General features: G+C 65.8%; 18 protein-coding genes. 1 reads left to right on the top strand and 17 read right to left on the bottom strand.

Features of this window, described 5'->3' with window-relative positions; all coding sequences use genetic code 11:
• Positions 1 to 5: 5 nt before the first annotated feature.
• The 3 genes from I6H87_RS15705 to ppsA form a co-directional block, all read right to left on the bottom strand.
• Positions 6 to 938 (bottom strand): SPFH domain-containing protein, encoded by a 933-nt coding sequence (locus tag I6H87_RS15705; protein WP_010809582.1) that lies wholly within the window; start codon positions 936 to 938, stop codon positions 6 to 8.
• Between the two features lie 100 nt (positions 939 to 1,038).
• Positions 1,039 to 1,461, bottom strand: coding sequence for an NfeD family protein (locus tag I6H87_RS15700; RefSeq protein WP_010809583.1), 423 nt, complete (start codon positions 1,459 to 1,461; stop codon positions 1,039 to 1,041).
• A 152-nt stretch (positions 1,462 to 1,613) separates the two neighbouring features.
• The gene (gene ppsA / locus I6H87_RS15695; protein WP_010809584.1) at positions 1,614 to 3,998 is read right to left on the bottom strand and encodes a phosphoenolpyruvate synthase; all 2,385 of its coding nucleotides are present in this window, start codon (positions 3,996 to 3,998) and stop codon (positions 1,614 to 1,616) included.
• A 397-nt stretch (positions 3,999 to 4,395) separates the two neighbouring features.
• On the opposite strand from ppsA, the gene ppsR reads away from it, so the two are divergent.
• Entirely contained in the window at positions 4,396 to 5,199 is an 804-nt protein-coding gene (gene ppsR, locus I6H87_RS15690) for a posphoenolpyruvate synthetase regulatory kinase/phosphorylase PpsR (RefSeq protein WP_010809585.1), read from the top strand.
• A 51-nt stretch (positions 5,200 to 5,250) separates the two neighbouring features.
• On the opposite strand, the gene I6H87_RS15685 is transcribed toward ppsR, so the two are convergent.
• From I6H87_RS15685 to pyrH, 14 genes are all read right to left on the bottom strand, one after another.
• Complete coding sequence (locus tag I6H87_RS15685; protein WP_011615467.1) at positions 5,251 to 6,033, bottom strand: TrmH family RNA methyltransferase; 783 nt, start codon at positions 6,031 to 6,033, stop codon at positions 5,251 to 5,253.
• Positions 6,034 to 6,058: 25 nt separating this feature from the next.
• Positions 6,059 to 6,745 (bottom strand): ribonuclease HII, encoded by a 687-nt coding sequence (gene rnhB, locus I6H87_RS15680; RefSeq protein WP_231881423.1) that lies wholly within the window; start codon positions 6,743 to 6,745, stop codon positions 6,059 to 6,061.
• Between the two features lie 29 nt (positions 6,746 to 6,774).
• Positions 6,775 to 7,908, bottom strand: coding sequence for a lipid-A-disaccharide synthase (lpxB, locus tag I6H87_RS15675; RefSeq protein WP_371258342.1), 1,134 nt, complete (start codon positions 7,906 to 7,908; stop codon positions 6,775 to 6,777).
• Positions 7,909 to 7,995: 87 nt separating this feature from the next.
• Positions 7,996 to 8,799, bottom strand: a complete 804-nt coding sequence (gene lpxA / locus I6H87_RS15670; protein WP_010809589.1) for an acyl-ACP--UDP-N-acetylglucosamine O-acyltransferase — start codon at positions 8,797 to 8,799, stop codon at positions 7,996 to 7,998.
• Between the two features lie 134 nt (positions 8,800 to 8,933).
• Entirely contained in the window at positions 8,934 to 9,383 is a 450-nt protein-coding gene (gene fabZ / locus I6H87_RS15665; protein ID WP_010809590.1) for a 3-hydroxyacyl-ACP dehydratase FabZ, read from the bottom strand.
• A gap of 12 nt (positions 9,384 to 9,395) precedes the next feature.
• Positions 9,396 to 10,487, bottom strand: coding sequence for a UDP-3-O-(3-hydroxymyristoyl)glucosamine N-acyltransferase (gene lpxD / locus I6H87_RS15660; RefSeq protein WP_010809591.1), 1,092 nt, complete (start codon positions 10,485 to 10,487; stop codon positions 9,396 to 9,398).
• A gap of 53 nt (positions 10,488 to 10,540) precedes the next feature.
• Complete coding sequence (locus I6H87_RS15655; RefSeq protein ID WP_011615469.1) at positions 10,541 to 11,068, bottom strand: OmpH/Skp family outer membrane protein; 528 nt, start codon at positions 11,066 to 11,068, stop codon at positions 10,541 to 10,543.
• 23 nt (positions 11,069 to 11,091) lie between these two features.
• On the bottom strand, positions 11,092 to 13,425 hold the full coding sequence (bamA, locus tag I6H87_RS15650; RefSeq protein ID WP_231881344.1) for an outer membrane protein assembly factor BamA: 2,334 nt from the start codon (positions 13,423 to 13,425) through the stop codon (positions 11,092 to 11,094).
• Positions 13,426 to 13,523: 98 nt separating this feature from the next.
• A complete protein-coding gene (rseP, locus tag I6H87_RS15645) occupies positions 13,524 to 14,927 on the bottom strand; it encodes an RIP metalloprotease RseP (RefSeq protein ID WP_010809594.1) in 1,404 nt (467 codons plus the stop codon).
• 106 nt (positions 14,928 to 15,033) lie between these two features.
• Positions 15,034 to 16,215: a 1-deoxy-D-xylulose-5-phosphate reductoisomerase gene (gene ispC / locus I6H87_RS15640; RefSeq protein ID WP_010809595.1), complete on the bottom strand. Its 1,182-nt coding sequence runs from the start codon at positions 16,213 to 16,215 to the stop codon at positions 15,034 to 15,036.
• 11 nt (positions 16,216 to 16,226) lie between these two features.
• Complete coding sequence (locus I6H87_RS15635) at positions 16,227 to 17,048, bottom strand: phosphatidate cytidylyltransferase (RefSeq protein ID WP_010809596.1); 822 nt, start codon at positions 17,046 to 17,048, stop codon at positions 16,227 to 16,229.
• 36 nt (positions 17,049 to 17,084) lie between these two features.
• Entirely contained in the window at positions 17,085 to 17,855 is a 771-nt protein-coding gene (uppS, locus tag I6H87_RS15630) for a polyprenyl diphosphate synthase (RefSeq protein WP_011615471.1), read from the bottom strand.
• Between the two features lie 44 nt (positions 17,856 to 17,899).
• Entirely contained in the window at positions 17,900 to 18,460 is a 561-nt protein-coding gene (gene frr, locus I6H87_RS15625; RefSeq protein ID WP_010809598.1) for a ribosome recycling factor, read from the bottom strand.
• A 110-nt stretch (positions 18,461 to 18,570) separates the two neighbouring features.
• Positions 18,571 to 19,281, bottom strand: a complete 711-nt coding sequence (gene pyrH, locus I6H87_RS15620; RefSeq protein ID WP_010809599.1) for a UMP kinase — start codon at positions 19,279 to 19,281, stop codon at positions 18,571 to 18,573.
• Positions 19,282 to 19,399: the final 118 nt, after the last annotated feature.

Raw genomic sequence — 19,399 nt, 5'->3', positions numbered from 1 at the left:
CCCCTTCAGGCAGCCTTCTGCTGCCCCTTCACGATCTGCAGGGCGGCCGCGATCATGCTGCTCATGTCGCCCATATTGCCCGGCACGATCAGCGTATTGCCCTGCTTGGCCAGGTTGCCGAACGCGGCCACGTATTCCTCGGCCACCTTCAGGTTGACCGCATCCATGCCACCTTCGGTGCGGATCGCATTGCCGATCTTCTGGATCGCCTGCGCGTTGGCCTCGGCCACCGCCAGGATCGCGCTCGCCTCGCCCTGGGCCGTGTTGATGGCGGCCTGCCGCTCGCCCTCTGACTTCTGGATCGCCGCCTCGCGCGCGCCCGTGGCCAGGTTGATCTGCTCCTGGCGCTTGCCCTCCGACGCCGCGATCAGCGCGCGCTTTTCACGTTCGGCGGTAATCTGCGCCTGCATCGCGTGCAGGATCTCCTTGGGCGGGGTCAGGTCCTTGATCTCGTAGCGCAGCACCTTGACGCCCCAGTTGGATGCGGCCTCGTCCAGCGCGTTGACCACGCTGTGGTTGATGAACTCGCGCTCCTCGAAGGTCTTGTCGAGCTCCAGCTTGCCGATCACCGAGCGCAGCGTGGTCTGCGACAGCTGCGTGATCGCCACCACGAAATTGCTCGATCCATACGATGCCTTCATCGGGTCCGTGACCTGGAAGTACAGCACGCCATCGACCTGCAGCTGGGTGTTGTCCTTGGTGATGCAGACCTGGCTGGGCACGTCCAGCGGGATTTCCTTGAGCACGTGCTTGTAGGCGACGCGGTCGACGAACGGCACCACGATCGACAGCCCCGGCGTCAGCGTCGCGTGATAGCGGCCCAGGCGCTCGAGCACCCAGGCATGCTGCTGCGGCACGATCTTGATGCCCTTGGCAATCAGCACGATAACGGCAATGAGGATGATCAGCGGCAACAAACCAAGCTGAAATGCGAGCATGTAACGACCCTCCAGACAGAAGACAGCAGTACGGAGCCGCCAGGCGGCGGCAGACGGATCGCAGCGCGACAATTGCCGCGCTGCGCAATAAGACAGGGTTTCAGCGGGGAGACACGACCAGGGTGCTGCCGCGCACCGCGACGATGCGGTGGCGTCCTGGTGCGGCGGCACAGTTGGGCGCCAGCTCCACGGTCCAGTCGGCGCCGCGGTACGGCACGCGGGCGCGCCCGTTGGCGTCCCAGCCGGGCACGTCCAGCTCCTGGCCGATATCGATATTGACGTTGGGATCGGCGGCGGCGTTGCCGCGCCGCAGCTTGCCAAAGCGGGTGCGGCGCAGGCCGGCGATCAGCACCGCAGCGACCAGCGCCGCCACCAGCGTCTGCGCGGCCGGCGACAATCCCAGCAAGGCCCCCACGCCGCCGGCGGCCAGCCCCACCGCCACCATCAGCAGGTAGAAGGTGCCGGTGTTCATCTCGATGATCACCAGCGCGACCGCTGCCACGAACCAGATGTAGTACGCCATCCAAGCTCCCGTTCGTCCAGATACATCCCGAAAAGTAAAAACCCCGCAGCGCCTTTCAGCGTCTGCGGGGCAGTAGCAACACCTGACGCAGGGCCGGTGCCTGCCGGCTGCCAGAAGGCGCCGGCAATGTCGTTATTGTGACGTCAAATGCTTCAGGAAGCCAGCTTTTGCCAGGTCTCGACCACCGAGTCCGGGTTCAGCGAGATCGACTTGATGCCTTCCTTGGCCAGCCATTCGGCAAAGTCCGGATGGTCCGAAGGGCCCTGGCCGCAGATGCCGACGTACTTGTCCAGGCGGAGGCAGGCCTCGATGGCGCGCGACAGCATGAACCGCACTGCCGGATCGCGTTCGTCGAAGTCCTTGGCCAGCAGCTCCATGCCGGAGTCGCGGTCCAGGCCCAGCGTGAGCTGGGTCAGGTCGTTCGAGCCGATCGAGAAGCCGTCGAAGTACTGCAGGAACTCTTCGGCCAGGATCGCATTCGACGGCACTTCGCACATCATGATGACGCGCAGGCCGTTCTCACCCCGCTTCAGGCCGTGCTTGGCCAGCAGCTCGATGACCTTCTCGGCCTGGCCCAGCGTACGCACGAACGGCACCATGATCTCGACGTTGGTCAGGCCCATTTCGTCGCGCACGCGCTTCATGGCCTTGCATTCCATCTCGAACGCTTCGGCGAAGTCGTCGGCGATGTAACGCGAGGCGCCGCGGAAGCCCAGCATCGGGTTTTCCTCGTCCGGCTCGTAGCGCGAACCGCCGATCAGCTTCTTGTACTCGTTGGACTTGAAGTCCGACAGGCGCACGATCACGGGCTTCGGGTAGAAGGCCGCGCCGATGGTGGCGATGCCCTCGGCCAGCTTGTCGACATAGAACGCGCGCGGGCTGGCATGGCCGCGGGCCACGCTTTCCACGGCCTTCTTCAGGTCGGCATCGACTTGCGGGTAGTCGAGGATGGCCTTCGGGTGGACGCCGATGTTGTTGTTGATGATGAATTCCAGGCGGGCCAGGCCGACGCCGCAGTTCGGGATCTGCGCGAAGTCGAACGCCAGCTGCGGGTTGCCCACGTTCATCATCAGCTTGACATCGATTTCCGGCATGTCGCCACGCTGGACTTCGGTCACTTCGGTTTCCAGCAGGCCGTCGTAGATGCGGCCTTCGTCGCCTTCGGCGCACGATACCGTCACCAGCGTGCCGTCCTTGAGGATGTCGGTGGCATCGCCGCAGCCGACCACGGCCGGCACGCCCAGTTCACGCGCGATGATGGCCGCGTGGCAGGTACGGCCGCCACGGTTGGTGACGATGGCCGAGGCGCGCTTCATCACCGGCTCCCAGTTCGGGTCGGTCATGTCAGCCACCAGCACGTCGCCGGGCTGCACGCGTTCCATCTCGGACGGGTCGTTGATCACGCGCACCGGGCCGGTGCCGATCTTCTGGCCGATGGCGCGGCCGCTGGTCAGCACGGGAGCGGTGCCCTTGAGCTTGAAGCGCAGCTCGGCCTTGCCGGCGGACTGGCTCTTCACCGTTTCCGGGCGGGCCTGCAGGATGTAGATCTTGCCATCCTTGCCGTCCTTGCCCCACTCGATGTCCATCGGGCGGCCATAGTGCTTCTCGATGATCATCGCGTAGCGGGACAGCTCGGTCACGTCCTCGTCGCTGATCGAGTAGCGGTTGCGCAGTTCGCCCGGCACGTCGACGGTCTTCACGCGGCCGGCTTCGCCCGGCTTGGTGAATTCCATCTTGATCAGCTTGGAGCCGATCGAGCGGCGGATGATCGGGTACTTGCCGGCCTGCAGCGTCGGCTTGAAGACGTAGAACTCGTCCGGGTTGACCGCGCCCTGCACCACCGTTTCGCCCAGGCCGTAGCTGGAGGTGATGAAGACCACGTCGGGGAAGCCGGATTCGGTGTCGATGGTGAACATCACGCCCGAAGCGGCCAGGTCCGAACGGACCATGCGCTGGATACCGGCGGACAGTGCCACCACGTCATGGGCAAAGCCCTTGTGCACGCGGTAGGAAATGGCGCGGTCGTTGTACAGCGACGCAAACACGTGCTTGATCTTGTCGAGCACGTCGTCGATGCCGCTGACGTTCAGGTAGGACTCCTGCTGGCCGGCGAACGAGGCGTCGGGCAGGTCTTCGGCGGTGGCCGACGAACGCACGGCGAACGAGGCCTCGGCGCCTTCGCGCTCGGCCACGCGGGCGTAGGATTCACGGATTTCCTGTTCCAGGCGCGGCTGGAACGGCGCGGAGGCGACCCACTCGCGGATCTCGGCACCGGCCTCGGCCAGCGCCTTGACGTCGTCGACGTTCAGGGTCTTCAGGCGCTGGGAAATGCGCTCGGTCAGGTTGTTGTGGGCAAGGAAGTCGCGGAAGGCGAGCGCGGTGGTGGCAAAGCCGCCGGGAACCCGGACGCCGGCCTCCGCCAGCTGGGAGATCATCTCGCCCAGCGACGAATTCTTACCGCCGACGATTTCCACGTCAGCCATGCGCAACTGCTCGAACGGCAACACGTAGGCGCCGTTATCTGCCTGGTTAGTCATGAGAGCCTCAAAACAAAGTAGAAAACTTGTCGCGCATGTCCGGTATGTTCTTGGAGTTCTGTTCCCGGACTGATCGCTTGGCTAAGCAACCCCGAACTGGCGCTGCGGACCTGGCGCTACGGCTCTCATCGCGTAGCGCAGATTGTCGACAATTCCGGGCCCGGATTGTTCCATGGACAGGCACCCTGCGGAATTGCTTAGCGAAAAGATCGCCGCTATTCTACCGTGCTGCGCCGCACTTTTCTGCGGAAGATTGAATCTATTTATTTATTGCGCCATCCCCATGTCCCTGCCAGAAGCGCCCGGAACGGCGACGCCCGGGTCCCAGCCTGGAACGCAGCCTGAATCCCCCTCCGCTCCCGCGCCCCAGGCCAGCGAGCGCCCTGCGGTCCGCACCGTGTTCATCGTCTCGGATGGCACCGGCATCACGGCGGAGACGTTCAGCCACTCCATCCTGGCCCAGTTCGAGATGCGCTTCCGCAAGGTGCGCATGCCCTTCGTCGATACCCCGGAAAAGGCACATATCGCCGTCGGCAAGATCAATGAGGCATTCCACAACGAAGGCGTGCCGCCCATCGTCTTCACCACCCTGGTCAACCAGGAAGCGAACAAGGCACTGCGCCGCGCCAAGGCGATGATCCTGGACATGTTCCAGACCTTCATCGAGCCGCTTGAGAAAGAACTGGGGCTGAAGTCGACTCACGCCATCGGCCGCTTCCACCAGAACGCTGACACAGAGGCTTACAAAAACCGGATCGAGGCGATCAACTTCTCGCTGGCGCATGATGACGGCCAGTCACACAAGAACCTGGAAGAAGCCGATGTGATCCTGGTGGGCGTATCGCGCAGCGGCAAGACCCCGACCAGCCTCTACCTGGCCATGCAATACGGGCTGAAGGCGGCCAATTACCCGCTGATCCCCGACGATTTCGAGCGCGGCCGGCTGCCGTCGGCGTTGTATGCGTTCAAGCCGAAGATCTTCGGCCTGTCGATCGATCCGCAGCGCCTGACCGAGATCCGCAACGAGCGCCGCCCCGGCAGCAAGTATGCGGCGCTGGAAAACTGCCGCTACGAGGTCAACGAGGCCGAGGCGATGATGCGGCGCGAAGGGATCAAATGGCTCTCTTCCACGCACAAATCGATTGAAGAGATCGCGACCACGATCCTGCAGGAGATCAAGGTCGATCGCGACAACTACTAAGAAAAAAGCGGCCGTTCAGGCCGCTTTTTTTCTTGCGCTGCCGGCGCAGCCTCAGGCGGCGCGCCGCTGGCGCACTGCCTCGAACAGGCAGATGGCGGTCGCCGCCGCCACATTCAGTGATTCCAGCCCGCCCGGTTGCGGGATGCCCACCTTGCGCGTGACATGCGCCATCCAGCCGTCGCTGACCCCTGCCCCCTCGTTGCCAACCACCCAGGCCACCGGCCCGCGCAGATCGGTATCGAATACCGCGGCATCGGCGTGCGACGAAGTCGCCAGCAGCGGCACCGCGAGGCGCGGCGCCAGCGACTCAAGCGTGCAGTGCTCGACGATATTCAGGTGAAAGTTGGCGCCCATGCCGGCACGCAGCGTCTTGACCGACCAGGCAAAGGCACAGCCGGTGGCAAGGAAGGCATGCTGGATGCCGGCGGCGGCGGCGCTGCGCAGGATTGAGCCGACATTGCCGGCATCCTGCACCCCGTCCAGGATGATGCAGTCTTGTTCGATTCGCGCCGGCAGGTGGCCGACCGGCGTCTCGATCACCAGCATCAGGTCGATGCCATTGACCACGCCACTGATCTGCGTGAACAGTGCATCGGCCAGCACCACCACGCGCTCGGCCTCGATCAGCGCCAGCACCGGCGCCACCTCGGCATGGTCGTAGTGCCGTTCCGACACCACGCAGGTGACGGGCTGGCCGCGCGCGGCCACATAGGCCTGCGCCAGGTGGACGCCGTCGAGCAGCGACTGCCCTGCCTTGCGGCGCTGGTGCGTGGAAGTGGCCAGGGTCTTCAGATGCTTGAACAGCGCGTTGTCGCGCGAGGTGACGTGCTTCACGATGCGGAGATGGTCTGGGTGCCCTTCACTGCGCGGCCGTGACGGATACCGTCGCGACAGGCTCGATGACTTCCGCGGTGGCGGGCATGGCGGTGAACATGGGCAGCCGGGCCAGCGCCTCGCGCACCGGCGCAAACGAACGGCGGTGGTGCGGCGTGGCGCCGAACTCAGCCAGCGCAGCCAGATGCTGCGGCGTGCCATAGCCGACGTGCGAATCGAAGCCGTACTGCGGATAGCGCTCGTGCAGCACTCTCAGCTCGCGGTCGCGCGCCACCTTGGCCAGGATCGACGCGGCCGAGATCGCCTTGACCAGCGCATCGCCCTGGACAATGGCTTCCACCGGGAACGGCACCCGCGGGCAACGATTGCCATCGACCTGCACCAGATCCGGCACGATGCCGCTGGCGGCCAGCCCCTGCACGGCACGCTGCATTGCCAGCATGCTCGCGTGCAGGATGTTGAGCGTATCGATCTCCTCGACCGTGGCAAAGGCGATATGCCAGCCCAGCGCGCGTTCGCAGATCTTTTCGTAGAGCTGCTCGCGCTTGGCGGCAGTCAGGATCTTGGAGTCGGCCAACCCGCGAATCGGACGCTTCGGGTCCAGTATCACCGCGGCGGCATAGACCGGCCCGGCCAGCGGGCCGCGGCCCGCTTCGTCAACGCCGCACAGGCGCTGCACGGCGGCGGCGGCCGGGGCGAGATCGAGGCCCATCTGGGGAGAAGCGGCATTGCGGCGCGCCATCAGACGGTCCCCCGGCTGTGCATCAGATCCACCACTACATCGGCGGCCAGTTGCGCGGTATTGCACTTCAGCGTCTCGTGCATGCGGGTGAAATGCTCGTAGAGGAAGGCGGTGTTGCCCTCGTCGTTGAGCTGCAGCAGCGTTTCGCGGGCCAGCGCCTCGGGCGTGGCATCGTCCTGCAGCAGTTCCGGCACGACGAAGCGCCCTGAAAGGATATTAGGCAATCCCACGTACGGGAGGTAACCCTGCCGCTTCATGATCTGCGCGGTCAGCCAGGGCACCTTGTACGAGATCACCATGGGCTTCTTGTACAGCGCCGCTTCCAGCGTGGCGGTGCCGCTGGCCAGCAGCACCACGTCGGCCGCCTCCATCGCCTGGTGCGACTTGCCGTCGACGATGGTCAGGCGCAGTTCTGGATACTGCGCGTGCAGTTCCTCGACGATGCCGCGCAGCTGCGCGCTCGCCACCGGCAGCACGAACGCCAGGTTCGGGTCCATGCGCTGCATGCGAGCCATGGCGGCAAAGAAGGTGGCGCCGAGGTTGCGCACTTCGGACTGGCGGCTGCCCGGCAGCACGGCGACGATGCGGTGCCCGGCCGGCAGGCCGAGTTCGGCGCGCGCGCCGGCGACGTCGGGCACCATCGGGATCACGTCAGCCAGCGGATGGCCCACGTAGGTGGCCGGGATTCCGGCCTTGGCGTAGATCTCCGGCTCGAACGGGAACAGGCACAGGATGTGGTCCACCGCGCGCGCGATGGTGCGGATGCGCCCGCCGCGCCAGGCCCAGATCGACGGGCTGACAAAATGCACCACCGGGATGCCGGCACGGCGCAGCGGCACTTCCAGGCCGAAATTGAAGTCCGGGGCGTCAACCCCGATAAAGCATTGCGGCGGATTGGCCAGCAGCCAGTCGCGCACCGCGCGCCGCGTGGCCAGGATCTCGCGCAGCGAGCCCAGGACCTCGACATAGCCGTTGACCGACAGTGTTTCCATCGGCCAGCGCGAGGTGAAGCCCTGCGCCATCATGCGCTTGCCGCCGATGCCGGCGTACTCGACCGTATCGCCCAGGCGGGACTGCAGCCCGCCCATCATCAACGATGCCAGCAGGTCGCCCGAGGCCTCGCCGGCCACCATGGCGATGGTGCCGCGCTTGCCCGCGGCGCTACCGTTGCCTGTGGACAAGCCACCCCGAATTGCGGCGTCGACCATTGCGGTCCGGTCTCAGCGTACGATGCCGCGCTGGGTGGCGGCAAGGAAGTCGACGAACGCGCGCAGCGGCGCCGCAGTGCCGGCATCGGATTGGCCCAGCAAGGCGGTGATCTCATTGCGCGCCTCATCGAAGCTGAGGTCGGACTTGTAAAGCAGCTTGTAGGCCTGGCGCAGCGCGGCGATCTGGCCCGCGTCGAAGCCGCGGCGGCGCAGCCCCTCGACGTTGACGCCGTGCGGCGTAGCCTTGTTGCCGCTCTTGTCGCTCGCGGCGATCACGAACGGCGGCACGTCCTGCACCAGCGCCGAGGCGCCGCCCAGCATCGCATGGGCGCCGATGCGCACGAACTGGTGCACGCCGCTCATGCCGCCCAGGATCGCCCAGTCGCCCACTTCAACGTGGCCGGCGATCTGCGCGTTGCTGGAAAACACGGTGTGGTTGCCGACCGTGCAGTCATGCGCGATATGCACGTAGGCCATGATCCAGTTGTCGTTGCCGAGGCTGGTCAGGCCGCGGTCCTGCACCGTGCCGGTGTGGATCGTGGTGAATTCGCGGATGGTGTTGCGGTCGCCGATCTCGAGCCGGGTCGGCTCGTTGCGGTACTTCATGTCCTGCGGCACGCCGCCGACCGATGCATAAGGACCGATCGTGTTGCCCTCGCCGATCGTGGTGTAACCCTCGACCGTCGTATGCGAGCCGACCCGGGTGCCGCTACCGATCCGCACGTTGGGGCCGACGATAGAGAACGGGCCGACGGTCACGTCGGATGCCAGCTCTGCTTTCGGGTCGACCAGCGCGGTGGGGTGGATTTGCGTCATACGTCCTGTCCTGTGGTGTGTCTGGTGAAGGATGGGCCAATGCGCGCGGCAAAGGTTCCCGTCCGGGCCGCTTGCCCCCGCTGCACGGGGGCACGGCAGTCAGCCGGCGGCGCTGCCGCCGGCCGCGCGCGGCCTCACTCGGCCTGCTTCACGGTGCACATCAGCTCCGCCTCGCAGGCCACCTTGTCGTCCACCGTGGCGAACGCCTTGAACTTCCAGATGCCGCGGATATAGCGTTCGACTGTCACGTTCATGTGCAGCTGGTCGCCCGGGTACACCACCTGCTTGAAGCGGGCCCCGTCGATGCCGACAAAGTAGTACAGCGCGCCTTCCTTGCGCTCCATGTCGGCGCCGAAGGTCAGCAGGCCGGCCGACTGCGCCAGCGCTTCCAGGATCATCACGCCCGGCATCACCGGCTGTTCCGGGAAATGGCCCTGGAAGTACGGTTCGTTGATGGTGACATTCTTCAGCGTCTTGATCCGCTTCTGCGCCTCGAACTCCAGCACACGGTCCACCAGCAGGAACGGGTACCGGTGCGGCAGCAGTTTGAGGATCTTGCGGATATCGATTTCGGCCGCGCTCATGATGATTTCTCTTTAGTCTTGTGAGGGTTGGGACCCGGCGGCCTGGCCGCGCAGGCGGCGTTCCAGCGCCACCACCCGTTCGCGCAGCCTGGTCAGGCCGCGCACGATGGCTGCATTGCGCTCCCACTCGCCGTGCGGCAGGAACGGGAAGACGCTGGTGAAATGCCCCCCGGGCTTGGTAATGGATTTGGTAATTGAGGTGCCGCCCGACACCGTGGTGCGGTCGGCAATATTCAGGTGGCCGGAAAAATTGGCCGCTCCGCCGATCACGCAGAAGCGCCCGATGCGCGTGCTGCCTGATACCGCGGCGCAGCCTGCGATCACCGTATGGGCGCCGACACGCACGTTATGCGCGATCTGGACCTGGTTGTCGATCTTGCAGCCGTCCTCGATCACGGTGTCGGCCATGGCGCCGCGGTCGATTGCCGTATTGGCGCCGACCTCCACGTCATTGCCCAGCACCGCGCGTCCCGTTTGCGGGATCTTTACGTATTCCACGCCGGTTGCGCCGATGTCCGGCGCAAAGCCAAAGCCGTCCGCGCCGATCACCACGCCGCTGTGCAGGATGGCGCGGGCGCCGACCACGCAATCGTGGTAGACCGAAACGTTGGCATAGAGCAGCGAATCGTCGCCGATCTCTGCCTGCGCGCCGACATAGCCGTTGGCCAGGATGCGCACCCGCTCGCCCAGGCGCGCACCGCGCTCGATGACCACGTTGGGGCCGATGTAGCACGAAGCCGGCACCACCGCGTCAGGCGCCACGGTCGCGCGCGGATCGATGCCGGTGCGGGTATCGGTGTTGGCGGCGCGGTCAAAACGCTGCGCCACGCGCGCAAAGCATACGTAGGGATTGCGCGCCACCAGCCAGTTGCGGCCGTCGGCCCTGCCCTCGGCGCGAACGCGCTCGAGGTCGGCTGCCGAGACAATCACGGCGCCGGCCTGCGAATCCAGCGCCTGCTGCAGGTAGAGCGGATTGGACAGGAACGAGAGCTCGCCCGGTCCGGCCTGGTCCAGGGGAGCCAGGCCGACGATCGCCAGGTCGGGGTCACCCACAACCTGCGCGCCGTTCTCGGTGGCGAGCTGACCCAGTGTGGGTGTCTGCATGGCGGTACTTCCTAAAAAAACGAAAGACGAAGGAACGTGAGGACCGGTGCGGCTTAGCGGGCGCCGGCGTTCAGCGCCTTCATCACGTCGTCGGTGATGTCGATGCGCGGGTTCACGTATACCGCTTCCTGCACGATCAGGTCGTACTTGCGCTGCTCGGCCAGCTGGCGGATCACGCGGTTGGCGCGCTCCAGCACCTGTGCCAGTTCTTCATTGCGGCGCTGGTTCAGGTCCTCGCGGAACTCGCGCTGCTTGCGCTGGAACTCGCGGTCAAGGTCGGCCACTTCGCGCTGGCGGCGCTGGCGGTCGGAGTCGGCCAGCACGGCCGTGTCCTTGTCGAGCTTGTCGGCCATGCCCTTGATCTTCTGGGCCATGTCCTGCAGCTCGCGGTCGCGCTTGGAGAACTCCTGCTCCAGCTTGACCTGGGCAGCCTTGGCCGGCTGCGAGTCGCGCAGGATGCGTTCGGAGTTCACGGCGGCAATGCGCGCCTCCTGGGCCGTGGCCGGCACCGCGGCGCAGATGGCAGCGGTGGCGAGCGCGGCGGCGCCCAGGGATTTGACCAGTTTGGATGTTGTAATCATTTGAAACAGATCCTTTATCAGAATCAGAATGCCGTGCCGATCTGGAACTGGAAGCGCTGGACCTTGTCATTGGTGTCGCGATTGAGCGGGAAGCCCATGCTGATCTTCAGCGGGCCAATCGGCGACAACCACGACATGCCAAAGCCAGTCGAGTACTTCAGCTCGCTGAAGCTCAGCGGCTGACCTTCCTGGTAGACATTACCGAAGTCAAAGAACGTGAACAGGCGCAGCGTGCGGTCCACGCCCGAGCCCGGCAGCGGGAAGATGAACTCGACGTTGCCGATCATCTTCGAGGCACCGCCCACCGGGTTGCCATTCTGGTCCTTCGGGCCCAGCGTGCTGGTCTGGTAGCCACGCACCGAGCCGATACCACCGGCGTAGAAGTACTTGAACACCGGGAACGGCGTGTTGCCATAGCCGTGGCCGTACGCGACTTCGCCGTTCAGTGCCAGCGTGAAGGACTTCGAGATCGGATAGAAGTACTGCTGCTGCACGCTGGCGCGGTAGTACTGCGTATCGCCGCCCGGCAGCCCAACTTCCAGGTTGGCCTGGGTGTACGGGCCCTTGGTCGGCACCAGCGCGCTGTCGCGGCGGTCACGTGCCCAGCCGATGGTGAACGGGAAGTTGTTGATGCCGTCGCCGGAACTCTTGCCGATCTTGTTCAGCCAGTCGGTGTACTGGCTCGGCGTGTTGACCGAGGTATACACCTGGGTCCGTTCATAGCCGATGCCGAAGAACACCGTATCGACTTCCGAGAACGGCACGCCGAACTTGAAGCCACCACCGGCGGACACGATCTTGTAGTCCTGGTCGCCGGTGTAGTACAGCGGGCGCGAAGTACGGTAGTAAATGTCGGTCGAGCGGCTGATGCCGTCCACCGTGAAATACGGGTCGTACTGCGTCAGCGCGATGGTACGGAACGACTTGGCCGTGTTCACGTCCAGGCCCAGGCTGGTGCCGGAGCCAAACACGTTGTCCTGGCGCAGGCCGGCCTGCAGCACCAGCTTGTCGGTGGACGAGAAGCCCACGCCCAGGCTGATCTGGCCGGTCGGCTTTTCAGTCACGTTGACGTTCACATCGACCTGGTCGGGCGCGCCCGGCACGTCCTCGGTGGTGATGTTGGTGTCGGTGAAGTAGCCGGTACGGTTGATACGGGCTTGCGACTGCGTGAGCTTCTCGCTGTCGAACCACGAGCTTTCCATCTGGCGCATCTCGCGGCGCACCACTTCGTCGCGGGTCTTGCTGTTGCCCACCACGTTGACGCGGCGCACGTAGACGCGGCGGCCCGGGTCGACCATCAGGGTCAGCGCGACTTCACGCTTTTCCTTGTCGATCTGCGGCTGCGGGTTGATGGTGGTGAACGCGTAGCCGTAGGTGCCCAGCAGGTCGGTGATGGCCTTGGTGCTCTGCGTCAGCTTCTCGGACGAGAAAATATCGCCCTTCTTCAGCTGCAGCAGTTTTTCCATTTCCTCCTGCTTGCCGAGCAGCTCGCCCGCCAGGCGCACGTCGGACACCTTGTACTGGTCGCCTTCCTTGATGTTCAGCGTCAGGAAGATGTCCTTCTTGTCCGGCGTGATCGACACCTGGGTCGACTCGATCGCGAACTCCAGGTAGCCGCGGTTCAGGTAGAACGAGCGCAGCGCTTCCAGGTCGGCGGTCAGCTTCTGCTTGGAATACAGGTCGTTCTTGGTGTACCAGGACAGCCAGTTCGGCGTGGACAGCTGCATCTCGTCGCGCAGCGTGCCTTCCTTGAAAGCCTTGTTGCCGACGATATTGATCTGGCGGATCTTGGCGACCGGGCCTTCATCCACGTTGAACACGACCGAGACGCGGTTGCGGTCCACCGGCGTGATCGTGGTCTGCACGTCGGCGGCATAGTAGCCGCGCGCGACGTACTGGCGCTTGAGCTCCTGCTCGGCCTTGTCGATCAGTGCCTTGTCGTAGTAACGGGCTTCGGCCACGCCAACGGCACGCAGCGAACGGCGCAGCGTGTCCTTGTCGAATTCCTTGATGCCGACGAATTCGAGCTGCGAGATCGCCGGCCGCTCTTCGACCTGGACCACCAGCACGCCTTCCTCGGCGCGGATCTGCACGTCCTTGAAGAAGCCGGTATTGTAGAGGGCACGGATGGCGTCGGCGCCCTTGTCATCGGTGAAGGTCTCACCGACGCGCACTGGCAGGTAGCCAAACACGGTACCCGGCTCGACGCGTTGCAGGCCCTCAACGCGGATGTCCCTGACGACGAACGGATCGGCAGCCCAGCCCGCCGGGCTCCAGGCTGCAATAACGGCACTCGCCAGCAAGCCCAGCGAAATGCGCTTATGTCTGATCAATGTTGATCCCCTCTTTGATTCCATCCAGGATTGCGCTCCGATGCCTTCGGACTGCGCCTGGCAAATGGCGTCCCTGGCGACGGTGCCCGACGACACCACCGCCCCCTTGCCGACACACGTTTCTAGCCGTTCGCCAGAAACATTCGGCTGACGTCATTGAACAAAGCGAGCGAAGTCAGGAGCAAGATGCAGGCGATGCCAACCTTCTGCAGCATTGCCTGCCAGTGGTCTGGGACGGGCCGGCCAGTCAAAAATTCCACGCAATAATACAGCAAATGCCCCCCATCCAGAACCGGAATGGGTAACAAATTGAGTACGCCAAGGCTTACGCTGACCAGTGCCAGGAAGCTGACAAAGGCCTGCAGGCCAAGGTTTGCGGCACGCCCCGCGTAGTCCGCCACGGTCAGCGGACCGCTCAGGTTCTGCAGCGAAGCCTGCCCCACCAGCATCTTGCCCAGCAGCTTGAGCGAGAGCGCGCTGGTGTCCCAGACCTGGCCGGCCGCGCGCGCCAGCGCCTGGTCCGGCCGGTAGCGCACGGTTTCCATCTGCACCGCCTGGCTGAGCGCCGCGCCGAGCTTGCCCGCCGGCGCCGCGGTGGCGCCACTCGCGTCCTTGGCGCCATCGCGCGCCACGGCGGTGTCTAGCGTCACCGGCACGTCCAGGCGCTTGCCGTCGCGCTCGATGCCCAGTGTCACGGTCTGGCCGGGCTGGCTGCGCACCGCCTTGATCAGCGCGCTGGCCTGCGTGAGCGGGCTGCCCTGCCAGGCAACGATGCGGTCGTCCTTTTTCAGTCCGGCGCGCTCGGCGGCCGAGTCCGGCAGCACCTCGGTAATCGTCACCGGCCCGCCCTTCAGGTTCAGGCCCAGCGTGGCCAGCGGATCCTGCTCGGGATTGCCGCCGGTATTGGGCAGGCGCGGCAGCGTTACGTCGCGCTCGGCCCCGTCGGCGCCGCGCACGCGCAGCACGGCGCGCGCATCGCCAAAGCCCTCGGCGAATACGGCCATGCGCAGGTCATTCCAGGATCGCACTGCTTCGGTATGGTCATTGGCGGTCAGCGACAGCACCCGGTCGCCTTCGCGCACGCCGGCCTGCGCCGCCATGGTGCCGGCCGCGGGCGCCGCCACCACCGGCACGGGCTCGCGCATGCCGCCGGCAAAGAGCGCGAAATACAGCACGATTGCCAGTGCAAAATTGGCCAGCGGGCCGGCCGCCACGATCACGAAGCGCTTGCCGACCGGCTGGCGGTTGAAAGCCCGCGGCAGGTCGGCCGGGTCGATCGGCGTGTCGCGCTCGGGGTCGACCTCGCGCTCGTCCAGCATCTTGACATAACCGCCCAGCGGGATCGCCGCCACCGTCCATTCGGTCCGGTCGCGGCTTTTCGAGATCCAGCGCAGCAAGGGCCGCCCGAAGCCGATCGAGAAACGCAGCACCTTCACGCCGCAGGCGCGCGCGGCGAGGTAGTGCCCCATTTCGTGCACATAGATCAGCACGCACAGGGCAACGATGAAAGCGAGTACGGTTTGCATGGAGTCGGGACGTCGGTAACGATGGCAGGACTGGCGCGCCGGGCCCCGGGGATCCGGGGCCGCCGCAGCCGCTATTGTCGCAGATGCGGCAAGCCGCCCCACCGGATCAGCGCTTTGCAGCCAGGGCGGCCACGCCCTCGCGTGCCGCCTCGCGCGCCAGCGCGTCGGCTGACAGCACCGCTTCGAGCGTATCGGCAGGCCCCTGGGGTGTCGCCTCAAGCACCTGCCGGACGATACCGGCAATGTCCGTGAAGCGCACTGTACCGCCCAGGAATGCCTCGACCGCCACCTCGTTGGCTGCATTGAGGGCCGCCGGCGCCACACCGCCGGCGCGCAGTGCATCGAAGGCCAGGCCCAGGCACGGGAAGCGCACCAGGTCCGGCTTCTCGAAATGCAAGCCCCCAGCCACGGTCAGGTCCAGCGGCGTGACCCCCGCATCGATCCGCTCCGGATACGCCAGGCCATAGGCGATCGGCGTGCGCATGTCCGGGTTGCCCAGTTGCGCCAGCACCGAGCCGTCGGTGTAGGCCACCATCGAATGCACGATGCTCTGCGGATGGATCAGTACCTCGATGCGCTCGGCGGGGGCGCCGAACAGCCAGTGCGCCTCGATGACTTCGAGGCCCTTGTTCATCATGGTGGCGGAATCGACCGAGATCTTGCGGCCCATGACCCAGTTGGGATGGGCGCAGGCCTGGTCGGGGGAGATATCGTGCAGCGTGGCCGGGTCGCGCGTGCGGAACGGCCCGCCCGACGCGGTCAGCAGCACCCTGGCAACGCCCCGGCCGTAGCGCGGATCGTCGGCCGGCAGGCACTGGAAGATGGCGTTGTGCTCGCTGTCGATCGGCAGCAAGGTGGCGCCGTGCTCGCGCACCGCATCCATGAAGATGCGCCCGGACATCACCAGCGCTTCCTTGTTGGCCAGCAGCACGCGCTTGCCGGCACGTGCTGCCGCCAGCGTCGGGCGCAGGCCGGCGGCGCCGACGATGGCGGCCATCACCGAATCGGTCTGCGCATCGGCGGCCACGGATTCCAGCGCGGCTTCGCCGTGGCTGACCTCGGTCTTCACGCCGGCATCGCGCAGCAGGGTTTCCAGTTCGAGCGCTGCCTCGGCGGTCCCCACCACGGCGCGGGCCGGGCGGAATTCAACGCACTGGTCAGCCAGCTTGCGCACCTGCCGGTGGGCGGTCAGCGCATGCACCACATAGCGGTCGGCATGGCGCCTGACGACGTCGAGCGTGCTTTCGCCAATGGAGCCGGTGGCGCCCAGGATGGTAATGCGATGCATAGCAGACGGCTTCAGAGAAAAATCAGCATCAGGGCCGCCAGCGGGAACACTGGCAGCAAGGCGTCGATGCGGTCCAGCACGCCGCCATGGCCGGGCAGCAGCCGGCTGCTGTCCTTCTTGCCGACCTGGCGCTTGAGCAGCGATTCGAACAGGTCGCCGACCACGCTCGCGGCGACCAGCAGCGTGGTCAGCACCGCCACGTAGGCCAGCCCGCCGCGGTCGCCCATCGCGGAGAACCAGGTCGGTGCAAAGGCATGGCTGGCGGCGAGCGCCAGGCCGATCACCAGCGCCAGCAGCCAGCCGCCGATGGCGCCTTCCCAGGACTTGCCCGGGCTGATGCCAGGCGCAAGCTTGCGCCGGCCGATGGCCTTGCCGGTGAAATACGCGCCGATATCGGCCGCCCACACCAGCACGGCCGCGGTCAGCAGCACGCCGATGCCGGCGCCGCGCAGGATCATGGTGGCATGGGCGAAGGCGGGCAGCATCACCAGCCCCAGCACCGCGCCCAGGGCGGTGAACGACGGCGTCGCGGACCGCACGCCGCGCGCCAGCAGCACCACTGCGATGCCCCAGCACACTACCGCGGCTTCGAGCAGCCAGGTGGTGGCGTGGCGCAGCGGCAGGTCATGCCAGGCAATGGCCGCGATCAGGCATGCCAGCGCATAGACATAGGGCCACGGCCCGCGCAGCCCGATCAGGCGGCCGAATTCCCAGCCGGCCAGCAGCACGATCACGGCCACCAGCCCGGCCAGAGCCGCGGGCGGTGCCAGGAACAGGATTGGCAGGATCAGCAGCAACAGGCACAGGGCGGTGATGACGCGGGTGAGGAGCATGCGCTGCAGTCCCGTGAGAGGTTGGAGTAGCCAGGCTCAGGCCGTACCCGATAGTCCCGGGGCAACCAGCTGTGCGCTGGTGCGGCCGAAACGGCGTTCGCGCTGGCGGTACGAGGCGAAGGCCTTGTCCAGTTCCGCTGCGTCGAAATCCGGCCAGAAAACGTCCGTGAAATACAACTCGGAATACGCCAGCTGCCACAGCAGGAAGTTGCTGATGCGCTGTTCGCCGCCGGTGCGGATGAACAGATCCGGCTCCGGCGCATAGGCCATCGCCAGGTGCGGCGCCAGCACCGATTCGTCGATCGAGGCCGGGTCGAGCATGGGCGAGCGCGCCAGCATCTTGCGCATGGCCTGCAGCAGGTCCCAGCGGCCGCCGTAGTTGGCGGCGATGGTCACGGTCAGGCCGGTGTTGCCGGCCGTGCGCGCCTCGGCATCGCGGATCAGCTGCTGGATGCGGGGGCTGAAGCGGGCCAGGTCGCCCACCACCCGCAGCCGGATGTTGTTGGCGTGCATCTTCACCACTTCGCGCCGCAGGGCCATCATGAACAGCCGCATCAGGAACGAGACCTCGTCCGCCGGGCGCCGCCAGTTCTCGGAACTGAAGGCGAACAGCGTCAGGAACTGCACGCCGCGGGCGGCGCTGGCTTCCACCACCGCGCGCACCGCGTCCAGCCCCCGGGTGTGCCCGGCAACGCGCGGCAGGTGCCGCTGGGTCGCCCAGCGGCCGTTGCCGTCCATGATGATGGCAACGTGACGGGGGACGTAGGAGGTATCGGGTACGTCGAGCGTTGAACTGATGTGCTGCATGATGGCAGACGGTCGTTGACTGCCCCGGCCATGCCGGGACGGGGTCAGACCGTCATGATCTCCTTCTCTTTCTCGGCGACCATCTTGTCGATCTCGGCCACGTACTTGTCGGTCAGCTTCTGCACTTCGTCCTGGCCGCGGCGCTCGTCGTCCTCGGAGATGGTCTTGTCCTTGACCAGCTTCTTGAACTGCTCGTTGGCATCGCGGCGCAGGTTGCGCACGGCAACCTTGGCGCCCTCGGCCTCGCCCTTGACGACCTTGGTCAGCTCCTTGCGGCGCTCTTCGGTCAGTGCGGGCATCGGCACGCGGATCACTTCACCCATGGTGGCCGGGTTCAGGCCCAGGTCGCAGTCGCGGATGGCCTTCTCGACCGCGCCCACCATCTTCTTTTCCCAGGGCTGCACCGTGATGGTACGCGCATCGGCCAGGCCGACTGCCGCGACCTGGCTGATGGGAACCATCGAGCCGTAGTAGTCCACCTGAACGTGGTCAAGCAGGCCGGTGTGGGCACGGCCAGTGCGGATCTTCGCCAGATCGGCCTTGAAGGCTTCGATCGACTTCTGCATTTTCTGCTCGACGCTCTTCTTTGTGTCGGCGACGCTCATTTTTACCTCCGGAAATCAGCCAACCATGATCCCCCTGGCGGGGATCGAAAATGAATCATTCTACCCTTTGCCCGGCCGGATGCCAGCAGCCCGGCGTCTGGCGCCCTGCCTCAGACGTGCACCAGCGTACCTTCGTCCTCGCCCAGGATGATGCGCTTGAGCGCGCCCGGCTTGACGATCGAGAACACCCTGATCGGCAGCTTCTGGTCGCGGCACAGGGCGAAGGCGGTGGCGTCCATCACTTGCAGATTGCGCGAGATGGCCTCGTCGAAGCTGATGGTGGTGTAGCGCGTCGCGCTCGGGTCCTTCTTGGGATCGGCGGTGTACACGCCGTCCACCTTGGTCGCCTTGAGCACGACCTCGGCACCGATTTCCGAGCCGCGCAGCGCGGCGGCGGTGTCGGTGGTGAAGAACGGGTTGCCGGTGCCGGCGGCGAAGATCACCACCTTGCCCTCTTCCAGCTGGCGGATCGCGCGCGGGCGGATATAGGGCTCGACCACCTGGTCCATGCGCAGCGCGGACTGCACGCGGCCCTCGATATTGGCGTGGCGCATCGCGTCCTGCAGCGCCAGTGCGTTCATCATGGTGGCCAGCATGCCCATGTAGTCCGCGGTGGCGCGGTCCATGCCGGCGGCGCCGCCGGCGACGCCGCGGAAGATGTTGCCGCCGCCGATGACCACCGCGACCTGCACACCGAGCTTCACGATCTCGGCAATGTCGTTCACCATCGCCTCGATGGTGGAGCGGTTGATGCCGAAGGCATCGTCGCCCATCAGGGCTTCACCGGACAGTTTCAGAAGGACGCGCTTGTAGGCTGGCATGTTCACCCTCGGACAGGAGCAAATCGCTCGGTTGAGACGATCTTGAGACGTATGTTTTGGCACAGGCGGCACGGATCCTCGTGGCGCCGGCGGAAGAAAGCCGGTTTTCGGGGTGCCC

The sequence above is a fragment of the Cupriavidus necator genome, assembly GCF_016127575.1.
In the GTDB taxonomy this organism is placed as follows: Bacteria; Pseudomonadota; Gammaproteobacteria; order Burkholderiales; family Burkholderiaceae; genus Cupriavidus; species Cupriavidus necator_D.
The sequence above is the reverse complement of the archived record's forward strand: the minus strand, read 5'-3'. Positions and strand labels throughout refer to the sequence as shown.